The organism is Aureliella helgolandensis, from assembly GCF_007752135.1.
GTDB classification, from domain to species: Bacteria; Planctomycetota; Planctomycetia; order Pirellulales; family Pirellulaceae; genus Aureliella; species Aureliella helgolandensis.
Map to the genome: position 1 here is coordinate 2,142,633 of NZ_CP036298.1, position 12,689 is coordinate 2,155,321.

Sequence of the window (12,689 nt, forward strand, 5' to 3'; positions counted from 1 at the left end):
CTGAAAAAATTGCGTAGCTCTCCTAAAGATTGCTACTCATGTTACCCGGCGGCAGGCCTTCAGCATTCTCCCACCACGTTGTCGGATTTCCAACAATCGGGTATACCCAAGCGAGCCATCTCTCACCATGGGCCAACCAGACGCTTCAGGTGAGAGCGTTCACATTCGATCGGCTTGCAATCGTGGATGCACATTGGGGCTCAATGGAATTCGAAACGGACATGCGCTAGGCGTTTGTTCCTCGCCTTCTTGATTGCCTGGCACACTGGCCAGCCCTGGGGCTGGCATGTCAAACGCGTGGATAGTACCGATGCTTAACGAAGATGGAAAAAAGAAACTACTCAATCGCATTCGGCGGATCAACGGACAAGTCGATGCCGTTGGTCGTATGCTCGAAAATGACGAGTACTGCGTGGATGTGCTAATGCAAATCTCAGCTGCTACCGGTGCGCTTGCCAAGGTCGGACAGATTGTGCTGGAAAATCACCTCAAGACCTGTGTCGCTAACGCCATGCAAAATAGCGATGACGAAGATCGCGATGCGAAACTGGAAGAGCTGATCCAAGTCTTTCGCAAGTACGCTGGTGTCTTGGACTAAGAAGAAGTTGCCGTTGCACTCAAGCAGCGGGATGGGCAGCCAGCCACACTTCTTGAAAAACCTTCTTTTGGTGGGCTCGCTACCAGCCGTATCGATGCGAGTCCAGTGGCAGAAATCCGAGCCCACTTACTGGTTGCCTAGGCGATTTCCGTCTGGATTACGTCTCAGGAATTCTGCAACTCGGCGGCGTCCACTCTCTTTACCACACCCGCTATACTGTCTGCCCTAGCTTCATGCCGGACAGTTGTTTTGCCCATGGTCCACCTTGATCTTCTCCTCTAACTCCTATCGGAACGCTGATCGATGATTCGAGCAATTCACTTTACTGCCGCGTTTGCGGCTATTCTGGTCGCCACCGCAGGACAGGTGCGTGCCGAATTTATGACATTCGAGGATGTCCCGGGAGGCAGCCTTCAAAACAAGAGCGGAGAAGTGGGGCGATACCGAGGGTACAATTTCAGCAGGAATTTGGATTGGATCGACTTGGACGGCAATACCTGGCCCTACGGGGCCCACGGTGGAGAGTTCGCAATTCTTAATAGCGATACCGGGGTGGGGCTTATCTCCAAGGTTGATGGAACCGATTTCGTGTTCGAGGGACTGTGGGCAAAAAAGTGGCTCACCTCGCCTGAGTCCGGTGGTCTAGATTCTTTGTCAGGTGTTTTGCAAGGCTACAACAACGGGACGCAGGTCTGGTCGGTGCCCACCAGTTTGAACGGCAGCTACCGTTTTTACGAAGCGCAAGGCGGTGCGATTGATGAACTGCGATTGGGACTTGGCAATTTCTTTTTGGTGGACGACATCACGTTGAACCCCGCCACGGTCGCGATTCCTGAGCCCTCCTCCCTCACTCTCCTAGGAACGGGACTGGTTGCACTCTGCATCGGTGCAACCCGCCACCGCCGTCGTCAATCCGATTCGATAGTGGCATAAGAATCTGACATCCGAACTGGCATCCCTACTGGCGATTGAAGGGCGGGGGAGGCGTGTTGCTTCATCACTCCCAAAGGGTGTGAATCCACAGGACACCTCCCCCGCGCGTGCGGTTGAGAATGGGCGTGGGAAACGGAGAACAATGCGTTCAGCGGTTTCCCCTGCCGCATCTCATCGAATGGTGGGCGCACTTATTCCCTGCTCAGCAAGGATTGCTAAGTATTTCTGCGGTTCAGCAGCAATCTTTTTTGCACAGCCTGGACAGCAAATGTAGATTGCCCTGCCGTCTGCGTTGACCTTAAAGGGACCTCCCATCGCTTCGAGCGGCTCGTCCATCACAGGGCACCGCTTTTGGGCAGCCACAAAGGGGGCATCGATTGCGCTGACTTTGAAGATGCCAGGTCGGACTTGATCGCTACCTTCAGCAACAACCGCTGGTGCACTTCCGTAGACCATCGCCAAATATTTGGCCGGTTCCGCCTGCACCTTCTTGATGCAGCCTTTACAGCACAAGTAGATGGGGTGTTCTCCGATCAACACCTTGATCGGCTGCCCCATGCCTCCCAACGGTTCATCCATCACCGGGCAAACTTTCTGTTGTGCGATAAGAGCTGCGTCCGCAGCGGTCGCCGAGCTGATCAGGATCTTGGGGCGCCCTGCCGCATATTGGGCAGGATTCGAGTGAATAGCGTCAGTGCAACCCGCGCAGCAGACGTACACGATTTTTCCCTGCACGTTGACGGCAAGCGGATCGCCCATGCTGCCAAGTGGCTTACCACTGACGGGACAGATTTTTTGACGTGCGATGGCTGCTGACGCAAGCTGCAGCTCACTAACCGGAACGGTCGCCACCTCTTGCAGTGTCAGCGGCAGGCTGCCAATGCCTGAAAGCCCAATCAATTGCAGTTCAATTTCGATTTGTTGCCCCGCAATCTTGGACAGGTTAACGGGAGCCGTTAGTCCTCCCTTGCCATCGGGCAAGAGATCATAGCGATAGCGTTTGGCATTGCCTTCGATACGTAGAGAGGCCGCACCGCGCCCCTGCTCCACGGACATCGGTTGACCATCGCGGTCGAAGACAAACAACGCGATGCCGCCTTGGGACAATACCGTTTCCAACTGCAAAGAGCCCACCTGTTTCAGTGTTCCGCCATGCGGACCCTGTTGTGGTCGAGCGGTGGAGTGGGGGGGAGCTGAAACCGCTTGCTGATACAGTTGCGCAGTTTTGGGCGGCTGAGCGTCTGCAGCGATGGGCCAGATCGTGACTAGCATCCCTGCCAGGACAAACTGCTTAATGAAACCGTAATTCATCTCTGTTCTCCAAGTGATCTTTCTTGAGACAAAATTCCTCCAAGGGCTTCCGTGCTCCTTGGATGCATGAAGGGAATGTTCCTTCACCAGAAAGTAAAAAGAGTTAGGCGGCATGAGGTATCTCCTCTGCCTGCGAAGCGGCAACTTCTTCGGTGCCGTCCCACAGTGGGTCAGCAAATCCGAATCGCATTTTGAGTTCTAGATAAGCCGAGTAGAGGGTCGGCACGATAAACGAAGTGAAGGGTTCCGCCAGCATTCCGCCAAACACCGGAATCGCCATCGCGCGCGCCACGTCCGCCCCACGTCCGGTTGCAAGCAGGACGGGGACGAGCGCCGCTAGGGTTGTCACGGTCGTCATCATGCAGGGGCGAATGCGTTTTAAGCCAGCTTCGTAGACCGTGTTCCGAATGTCCTCAACGCTTCGGATCTTGCGACGCTCCAGGAGTTGGTGAATGTAGGTTGCCATGACCACTCCGTCATCGACCGCTAGACCGAACAGAGCGATGAACCCCACCCACACCGCGGTATTGAGCTCTACCTCCATCCATGCGACCAGCACCATTCCTCCGGCGAAAGCCACTGGAATGCCTGTAAACACCGCCATGGAAATGGGGAGGTTGCGGAATTCAACGTAAATGAGCAGTAAATTGATGACAATCACAACAGGTATGATCCACATCAAGCGTCGATTGGCCTCAATTTGATTCCGAAAGCTACCGACCGCTTCCAAGGAATATCCTGCAGGTAAGGACAGACGCTGAGGATTCGATTCAGGCAGGGTTTGAGCGTCACGCAGTTGCTCTTCGATAGCAGTGACCGATTCCAGATCTCCCATAGCTCCATTCGTCATAAAAGCGACATGCGCCACGAGACGTCCATTTTCGCTGTTGATGGCTCCTGGTCCCCATGTCGTCTCGAGCTTCGCCAGCTCCTGAAGTGGCACGACAGCTCCACTATGAGTCACGATCGGTAGACGGCTCAGCTGGTCGATGTGTTCGCGCAAGTCGCGGTTGTAACGCAGGCGAACTGGATAGCGTTCACGCCCCTCAACCGTTTTGATCAAATTCATACCGCCCAAGGCCGTTTCGATGATTTGGTTCACCATTGAAGCATTCATGCCATAGCGGGAGGCGGCTTCACGATCGACGCTGAATTCGATGTAGGGCTTCCCCAGCACGATATCTGGATTGACGGTTCCCGCGTTGACCAGCGGCGATTGTTTGAGTCTGCCCGCCACATCCATGGCCGCAACAGCTAGTGTTTGTAGGTCATCACCGTAGATGCGAATCGCCATCGGAGCCTTAATCCCGCTTTGCAGCATTACCACACGTCCTTCGATAGGCTGTAGTGCCGAGGCGGGAGTGACGCCCGGAAGTGTCGCCACCCGATTGATTTCATCCCAAATATCACGCGCCGTCACATGCTCGCGCCATTCCTTCTCAGGCTTGAGCATGACGTAGGTCTCTACCATCGCCGCTGGCGCGGGATCCAAGGCCGATTCCACGCGTCCTATCTTGCCGAGCACGTCCTTGACTTCGGGGATCTGCCCAATCAAGACATCTTGAGTTTGCAGAACTTGCATCGCTTGCGAAAAGCTCGCGGCGGGATACAAAGTCGGCATGTAGAACCAACTCCCCTCGTCGAGCGCAATCCAATCATCGCTGCGCAGCCCCGTGAAAACGTGTTTGGCGTCAACGTAGCCAGGAAACTGGTTCAATTCCGCTCCAAAGAACTTGGCGATGCGTTCGACAGGTCGCAGGACGATGGGCAGCCCGACGTAGGCACCGACTCCCAGGATCAACAGCATTGCCGGAAAGGAGAGGGCTAGGACTTTGTGATTGAGTGCATGCCGCAAGCGAGCAGCATAGATCCAACGTACAAAACGACTGGACGGGATCTCTTCGATGGGACGGATGCGTTCTCGCATCAATTGCCAGCCTGCAATGAAACCGACCAGTCCAGCAGCAAGCGTTACGCTCCAGGCCGGTAAGGCGAAATGCGTTGCCAGCCGCCAGCCCCACATGTAGTGGGCGGTTGTCGACAGCAGGGCCGCCAGCGCAAGTCCCGCTCCCCAAGCGGTTCGCTTGCGATATCCGGCACTACGCAGCAACAACCGACTTAGTGCGGGGACAAGCGTCACAGCAGTAATCATGGCCGCTGCGATGGCGAAAGTTTTGGTAAAGGCTAACGGGGAGAACAAGCGGTAGTCGCGTCCGGTCAGAAAGAACACGGGCAGAAAGCTGACGATTGTCGTTGCCACGGCCGTAACCACGGCAGGTGCTACTTCAATGGCAGCCCCATACACGACCTCGCTTCGCGCTGGATTCGACGCGGTCGACTTTGACCGACTCTGTCCCCCGGCTCGATCCTCGCTCCCCAGCTGCTCAACCTCCCTCTCCCATTCGGCCAAGTGCTGGTAGATATTCTCGGAGACGATGATTCCCATATCGACCATCGTGCCGATCGCGATCGCAATTCCGGCCAACGACATGATATTAGAGCCGACACCAACAACATGCATCGCAATGAAAGACATTAGCACTGCAGCGGGCAAGCAGATCGCGACCACAAAGCTACTGCGAATGTGCAGCAGGAAAAGCAGAATAATGATGGCCGTGATAATGATTTCGTCGCGCAAGGCATGCGTCAACGTCGCCACCGTTTCATCAATCAATCCACTTCGGTCATAGACTCCATTGATGGTCACCCCTTTGAGCGCTGGTTCGATCTGAGCGATTTTGTCTTTAACTCGCTCGATCACGATGCGAGGATTTTCACCGTACCGCATGACCACCACACCACCGACGGCTTCAGCCCCGTTGTAGTCGAGCGCACCGCGCCGGAAGTCAGGACCAAGCTGTACGTCGGCCACATCGCTGACCCGCACCGGCACGCCATCGCGCTGCAGAATAACGGTGTGCTCGATGTCCGCAATTGCCTGCTGCTTGTCACCGTCACTTCCCAGGAATCCCTTGCCACGAACAATGTACTCCATTCCCGTCGACTCAACCGTCTTGGCTCCTACATCCAAGTTGGACCCCTTGATTGCCGCAGCTAGGGCATCCAGCGGGAGATCATGGAATCGAAGTTTATCGGGATCGACTTCGATCTGGTATTGCCGAACATAGCCACCGATGGAAGCGACTTCACTCACCCCTTCGACCGCTTGCAACTCGTACTTGATCACGAAATCCTGCAGACTTCGCAATTCTGCGAGACTCATCCCATCCTGCGGTGGCTGCAAGGTGTAGTAGTAAACTTGCCCCAGCCCCGTCGCATCGGGACCAAGTTGCGGGACAACGCCGTCGGGCAATTGCGAAGCTGCAGTGCCGAGTTGTTCGGAGACTCTGCTGCGTGCCCAATAGAAGTCAATCGCGTCCTTGAAAGTGACCTGCACGAAGCTATAGCCAAACATGCTTTTGCCCCGCACCGATTCGGCACCTGGCACAGCGAGCAAGGAGACGCTGAGTGGGTAGGTAACTTGGTCTTCGATGTCTTTCGGAGAACGCCCCGGCCACGGTGTAAGCACGATGACTTGGTTTTCACCGACGTTGGGAATCGCATCGATGGGAACGGCTTGGTAGGCGAACCATCCTCCTATGCTGAGACCGACTGTCAGCAGTAGCACCAACCATGGTTCTTTAACGCAGAAGCGAATGACGAGGTTAAGCATGGCTGCCCTCCCAACTGGCTAAGGACGCAATTGCGGAGCCGATTTCCGTGAGCTGGCTGAAGGCTTGTTCACTCATTGAAGCAACCCTCCGCTCAAATCCCCTTCATTCACATCCTCGGTCCACAACTCCACTTCGGGGTGCTCGTGGGGAGCTGCGCCCTCGACGCTGCCCATCTGCCTCACCAATTCACCACAATCCTGCATCGCGCTGCCCCAGTAGGGATTTGCGATTTCGCCGCCCGGCTGCATCCAGTCTCCACCCCCGCCAGGCACCATTGGGCAGTAGTAGTGTGTCAGTGAGAGAGCGGACTTGGGGCCCCGCGCGTCTACTGCGGCGCGGAGCAAGGCATGGCTAACACTGCGAAATGCAACTCGAGCTGATTCGAGCGTGCCAGCCATCCGTACGGCGGAACGTCGCGCTTTGGCAATCTCCTTTTGGACCTCGTCCGGCACTTGTGCAGACAATTCCAACGCAGAGAGCGCGTCCAGGAGAGTATTGAGTGCGACCGGCGGTGGGGCTAAATCGGTAGCCAACGCGGCTTGGATCTCAAAGTAGGCGTCGAAGGCGCGATCGAACTCCTGCCCCGCCTTTTCAGTCAAGATCAAGGGGTGGCTTGCATGCAGTTCGAGCGGCCCAGGTGCGTAGCTCGGTGCTCTGCTCGGATCCAAGAGCGATGGGTTACCAGCCAACTGCATTTGAGAATCGATCAGGAAGTTTCCCCCCGTGGCCACGGTCTCGCCCGCTGCCAAACCCTCGACGATCACCGCTTCGGTTTCATTCATCGGACCAACATGGACGCGGCGAATCTCAAAGCGTCCCGGTTCCGTTTCGACGTAGATCACCCCGATGTCACCGGTCAATAGAACCGCATCGCGAGGCACTGTGACCACGCGCTGTTGGGGTTGCGGTTCAGTCGCATAGCCAAGCTGCTGGGTTGAGATCAAATCCATGCCGCATAGCGGGCAGCTTCCTGGTCCATCGCGAATCACCTGTGGATGCATGGGGCTGATGTATTTGCCCGACAAGGCTGGGTCGTAGACCAGCTTACCGGGAATCGCGGGCACCGTGATCTTGGCGGTTGCATAGTCGCCTGGTCGCAGCTTTCCATCGAAGTTCAAGACTTCGACTCGGACTCCTATGGTGCGGGTGCGTTTGCTGACCGTAGGATCAATGAACGCAACTCGCCCAGTAAATACCTCGCCAGGCATCGACTGAATCTCGGCTTCAACTTGCTGTCCAAAGCGAACGTTTATCGCATCGTCTGGGAATAAGTCCAGCATCAACCATACCGAGCTGAGGTCTGCGATGCGCATCAACTTTTGCCCCGTCTTCACATAGTCGCCCTCAACGGCGGATTTTTCGATAACCGTACCGCTCTGAGGCGATTTGATGCGAATGCGTGACTGCGGCAGACGACTCTCGTTGAGCAACGTGATTTGCTCCTGAGTCATTCCCAACTCGCTCAGGTTTTCACGCGCCATTGCTGTCATGTCACCGTTGCCAATATTGAAACGACTCGATGCGTGACTTTCCAAACTGGTCACGTATTCCGTTTGCGCGGTGTAGAGCTGGGGACTATAGAGCAATGCCAAATCGTCTCCCTCGGAAACTTTCACTCCCACATAGTCGGCGTACATTTTTTCGAGCCTCCCGTCGGTGTAGGCCGAAATTGTGGAGAGACGACTTTCGTCAAAGTCGATCGAACCAATCGTGCGAATGGTGCGCGTCATATCGCCCAACTTGGACTGAGCCGTTTGAATGCCAACCAAGCGACGCGCCGAGGCTTCGATGGTTACCGAGATTCCGTCCCCATTATTACTCGCCGTGGATTCGACCAATTCCATCCCACACACTGGGCAGCGTCCCGGTTCTGTCGAAGGTGGTGTACACATCATGGGGCAGATGTACCGTTTACCTTCGTCCTGACCTTCGCTTGCCCCGCTCTGCGACGAGCCGTTGCTACCCAAGAATCCCCCTTCGGTAATCCAGCCCGTACGTTGCGCAACACCTACCATGGTCAGCAAGATTGCTCCAACCGCCACGAGGATTGCCGACTTTAAACCGAAATGAAGCAACCACGTCCAGCCGCCCAACCGCGATTCGGCGACCACGCTAGATACCGCTCCTGCCGGAGGTGGCGATTCCGGCGAGGCTGTTTCCGGCGTGGTGGACGATGGCACACGCGTTGTCTCCAACACCGGGCCTTCCGCCACAGACTCTCCCACATTATCCGTCTCTTTCACATCGACCGGTGATTTCTCGCCGGCGGGTTGTTTCTGGTTTCCGGCCATGTCTGAGTCGCCTGTTTCCTGGGATAAGGGAGTATCGTTGGGCTGCATTCGACATGCTCTCAAAAGCGTTCATCCGTTTTGCACGGCGAATTGCCTGCGAAAATCATTGGTTGGATTCGATCCTCGGCAAAGAAGAATCTAGGGCCCCCTCTGCAACCAGTTGGAAGTCACCATGTGTTTCGTCTGCGTCAATGTGCTTCTGCCGACCTCTACCAACTGATGCTTCTTGCCCGGCCCTGAGACGCTGTCCGCAAAAAAGTGTTGGTGGAGGAGGCAGGGTGGTTTCCCAGCGCTGCCGCAGCTTGAGCCAACCACCGCGCCATAAGAGCCGTTTGCAAGTTGTTTGCTAGATCCGAATTTCGCGGATCGGCTTTAAGGCAAGCCCAGCGCAGAAATTCTCGAACCGGTGCTCAGCTCAACTGCGGCGCATGCAATCGTCCAGGACGGCGTAGCGACTCGAAGGCGAACCGAAAGACGGAGGTGCGTGTTGCTAACGCATCACTCCCTAGGAAAAGATGTCACAAACGCCAGACGCCGAATTCGACCTGCGCGAAATGCGAATCTGCAACAGTAGAAAATCCGCCGATGGCGGGGGCCCGAAAATTGGGGGCCTTCGGGGCCAAGACGACACTGCAGGTGCCGTCTAGCAATAAAAGATCTAAAGCTTCGCTGTGATGTGAGCGAGGTGCCGGAGTGAAGGGAGTCCCCGGTGCGTGCATGCAATTACAATTCGCAGCAATTCCAGGAGAGGCTGCTCGACGACTCTGTGCTTGAGGGACTGCTGCATGTTTTGTCTCAGCTCTATCGGAAGGGACCGATTCGCCCGCCGTCTCGGTAGCCTTGGAATGGGAAGAGCCTGAGTCTTCAGCTATCGTCGACTCTACGGCGACTTGTGGATTTTCAACCACCTCGTGCCCACAACAGTCTGTGCGGCTTTCCTCCGGCGCGGCCTCTGAGTTTTCACTGCAACATCCACAGCGGACCTTCGTGGCTTCGACTTGGCAACTACCACATCCCTGACAGGCAGATTGCGTTGTACCAGCAGCCGCACACCCCTTTTGCATGGCCCATACCATCGTCGGCTGAGTCGTTATCGCAACGATCAGTAAAAGATTGACGGCAGTATGGATTGATCGGGCCATGAGAATTGTGCGGGAGTTTCCTGTGGATCGTTCCGATGATATACCCCGAGACGGTATACCAAGTGTATCGGAAATTCGGCCTATTGTGGCAAGTCCAAATGGGCGCACCCGGATAGCTTTGCCAATGATATTGTAGTCAACCAAGCAGTTTCTTATGCAAAACCAGCAAATAAACGAGCGAGTTGGCCGCCAGCGGTGGAGGTTTTTAGCGGCCCTTCTGACGGTTCTCTCCGCAGGCGGATGTGCTACGGCTCCCGATTCAATACGGCTAAATCACTCGCAAAAAACTATCCTTCCCCCCAGTAGTGAGGGCCGCAATTGGGAACGTCCTCCGGATGCATCTGAGGTGTCCAACCAGTCGGTGACGGCGGTCGGTTACCACCAGGAACTCGTTGTCGATGCAGCGCTTCCGTTGATGGTCGGGACCCAGCAGCCTGTGGATTACTTTGTGTCGCTGGCTTTAAGCGGGCATCCCAAGCTTCGCGCTGCACAACAACGCGTGGCTGCAGCTACCAATGTAGCGCCCCAGGTCAGCGCTTTGCCAGATCCCGTCTTCAACAACACCTTTTGGCCGATCCACGACCAGGCATTGCAGACTGCGGGGGGGCGCGTTAGCCACCAGTTTGGATTGTCTCAAGGGGTACCGTGGCCCGAGAAGAGGAGAACCCGGGCAGCCATCGCCAACCAAGAGGCTCAAATGGCACAGGCCGAGGTTGACCGCATCGAGCGCGAAATCACCGAAGCAGTCCGACTGGCGTACTATGAAGTTTGGTACGCAACTCGTGCCATCGCGATCCTTGAGGAGACGCGAGAGCTGATCGACGATTTGACCCAGGTGGCAGAAGCACGTTATCGAAGTGGCGGAACGCAACAGGATGTCTTGCGAGCTCAGTTGGAAGCCGATCGACTGGAGGATCAGACGATCACGCTGCGAAAGCAAAAGCAGCAAGCTCAGGCCGATCTTGCTACGCTGCTGCAGCAACCCACTACCTTAATGCCTGAAGCGAGTGAAGAGCTCGGGATAACGAATACTCCCGAGCACCTCGACGAACTCCTGGCCTTAGCTGAGCAATGCAGCCCCGAGTTACGCGCTATCGCTTGGGAGATCCAACGCGATCGCCAGAAACAAAAACTGGCCGACTTGCAGCAATTCCCCGATCTTCAAATCGGACTGAACTATTCGATTATCAGTGACAACAGTAGCGCCATCAGCCCTGTCGCCAACGGGCACGACAACATCGGAATCACCTTGGGAACCACTCTGCCAATCTGGCGCGATAAAATTAACGCCGGTGTCCGGGAAGCCGCTCATCGCACCAGCAGTTCTACCGAACGATTGGAGGCCGAACGGGATGCGATTCGAGGCAAGCTGCGACGCTTAGTCGTACAAGCCGATGCACTGATCCAACAACAAGATATCTACAAGCAGCGCATTATTCCTCGCACCGAAGACACCCTTAAGCTCTCGATTGCCGATTACCGCGGGAAACGCACCGACTTTTTCACCCTGATTGAGACCTACCGTGAACTGCTCATGCTAGAGACGCAGTTGGCGCGCTTTGAAGCCACGCTGGCCGGCACCCTGGCCCAGATAGAGCGAACCGTTGGTTGCCAAGCACTGTAAGCACCGCATTCAGTAGCAACCCATAAATCTTTAGCTACTCATCGGCGAGCTTTCGCAACCCGTCGCGAAGTTCCTTGCGTGCACGGTTCAGTCGTGAGCCGACTGTTCCTTCGGGAATACCGACCGCTTCTGCGATCTCGCGATACGATAGACCTTGCGCTTCCTTGAGCAAGAACACCAACCGTAGTTCGGAGTCGAGACGAGCTAACGCCGCCTCAAGCAAACGCGATATCTCGTGGGAGGTGTTCTCACGGTCCTCAGTGGACTCCGGCTCCCAGTCCAGTGAAATGGTCGCATGCCGCTTGCGTCGACGCAGATGTTGTAGTGCTTCGTTAGACGCGAGTCGGTAAAGCCAAGTTTCGAGTTTCGAGCGTCCATGGTACTGCTCCAACTTCCGAAACATCTGCAGAAAAACATGCTGCGTTAAGTCGTCCGCATCCTGTGGTCCGACCATGCGGAGCATCAGCCCATAGACTTGCGGACTGCATTGCTCGTAGAGCCTCTGCATCGCTGAGCGATCACCGGCAATGCTCGCTGTAACCAGTTGCCTCGTCGCCTCGCTGGACAGTTGATGGGGAGACTGGGCTGACGAGTTTGCTTTGCCGATGTGAGTCACTCCGCCGGTCTCTTTGCTACCTTGCGATTCATCCGCCCGATCGTGGCTTGGGCGGCCTGACGCCACCATTGAAAATACCCATTGCTCAGGATTACAGGGAAAGGAATGCGCATTAGAAATCGAGTCTCCTTCGAAGCAAAAAAGGGCTGTTGCAAACGCTTTGCCTAAGATCGAACTCGCGCGACGCAAGCCGTTCTTGTCCCCTGTTTTGCTGAAAAAATTCCTACGTTCCGCTTTATGGTAGTATACCCTGGCGGGGTATCCAAGGGCGGTGCCGTTTGCCTGTTTTCGGTTGCAGCCCGCCCGCCATTGCGTTCTCTCACCCGCTGCCCAGCTCAATTTTCTGTTTTCTGTGAAGAAGTTTGACTGGGGAGCATCGAAGCTCTCGGTGGCTAACCAATGGGGCGCGGCGGCCTGCCCTGGCAACTTGGAGTTCGCCCCTCGTGGTTCAATTTCTGTTCCGTCTACGCCTACTTGCGTAAACCACTGGCACCTGGATT

The 12,689-nt window shown here is 55.8% G+C and carries 8 protein-coding genes; 3 read left to right on the plus strand and 5 right to left on the minus strand.

What is annotated here, in order from left to right; translation table 11 throughout:
* The first annotated feature begins 310 nt into the window (after nucleotides 1-310).
* The gene (locus Q31a_RS07520; RefSeq protein ID WP_145076233.1) at nucleotides 311-598 is read left to right on the plus strand and encodes a metal-sensitive transcriptional regulator; all 288 of its coding nucleotides are present in this window, start codon (nucleotides 311-313) and stop codon (nucleotides 596-598) included.
* A gap of 303 nt (nucleotides 599-901) precedes the next feature.
* Entirely contained in the window at nucleotides 902-1,531 is a 630-nt protein-coding gene (locus Q31a_RS07525) for a PEP-CTERM sorting domain-containing protein (RefSeq protein WP_145076237.1), read from the plus strand.
* 171 nt (nucleotides 1,532-1,702) lie between these two features.
* On the opposite strand, the gene Q31a_RS30730 is transcribed toward Q31a_RS07525, so the two are convergent.
* The 4 genes from Q31a_RS30730 to Q31a_RS07545 all read right to left on the minus strand — a co-directional run bounded on the left by Q31a_RS30730 (nucleotide 1,703) and on the right by Q31a_RS07545 (nucleotide 9,949).
* Nucleotides 1,703-2,842: a hypothetical protein gene (locus Q31a_RS30730; RefSeq protein ID WP_231691107.1), complete on the minus strand. Its 1,140-nt coding sequence runs from the start codon at nucleotides 2,840-2,842 to the stop codon at nucleotides 1,703-1,705.
* A 103-nt stretch (nucleotides 2,843-2,945) separates the two neighbouring features.
* Nucleotides 2,946-6,515 (minus strand): efflux RND transporter permease subunit, encoded by a 3,570-nt coding sequence (locus Q31a_RS07535; RefSeq protein ID WP_145076240.1) that lies wholly within the window; start codon nucleotides 6,513-6,515, stop codon nucleotides 2,946-2,948.
* A 72-nt stretch (nucleotides 6,516-6,587) separates the two neighbouring features.
* Nucleotides 6,588-8,855, minus strand: a complete 2,268-nt coding sequence (locus Q31a_RS07540; RefSeq protein ID WP_231691108.1) for an efflux RND transporter periplasmic adaptor subunit — start codon at nucleotides 8,853-8,855, stop codon at nucleotides 6,588-6,590.
* Nucleotides 8,856-9,325: 470 nt separating this feature from the next.
* Nucleotides 9,326-9,949: a hypothetical protein gene (locus Q31a_RS07545; RefSeq protein WP_145076243.1), complete on the minus strand. Its 624-nt coding sequence runs from the start codon at nucleotides 9,947-9,949 to the stop codon at nucleotides 9,326-9,328.
* Between the two features lie 154 nt (nucleotides 9,950-10,103).
* Between Q31a_RS07545 and Q31a_RS07550 the strand changes: the two genes are divergently transcribed.
* On the plus strand, nucleotides 10,104-11,573 hold the full coding sequence (locus Q31a_RS07550; protein WP_145076246.1) for a TolC family protein: 1,470 nt from the start codon (nucleotides 10,104-10,106) through the stop codon (nucleotides 11,571-11,573).
* Nucleotides 11,574-11,607: 34 nt separating this feature from the next.
* Here the strand turns inward: Q31a_RS07550 and Q31a_RS07555 are convergent, their stop codons facing one another.
* Nucleotides 11,608-12,258 (minus strand): RNA polymerase sigma factor, encoded by a 651-nt coding sequence (locus Q31a_RS07555; RefSeq protein WP_231691109.1) that lies wholly within the window; start codon nucleotides 12,256-12,258, stop codon nucleotides 11,608-11,610.
* Between the last annotated feature and the right edge of the window lie 431 nt (nucleotides 12,259-12,689).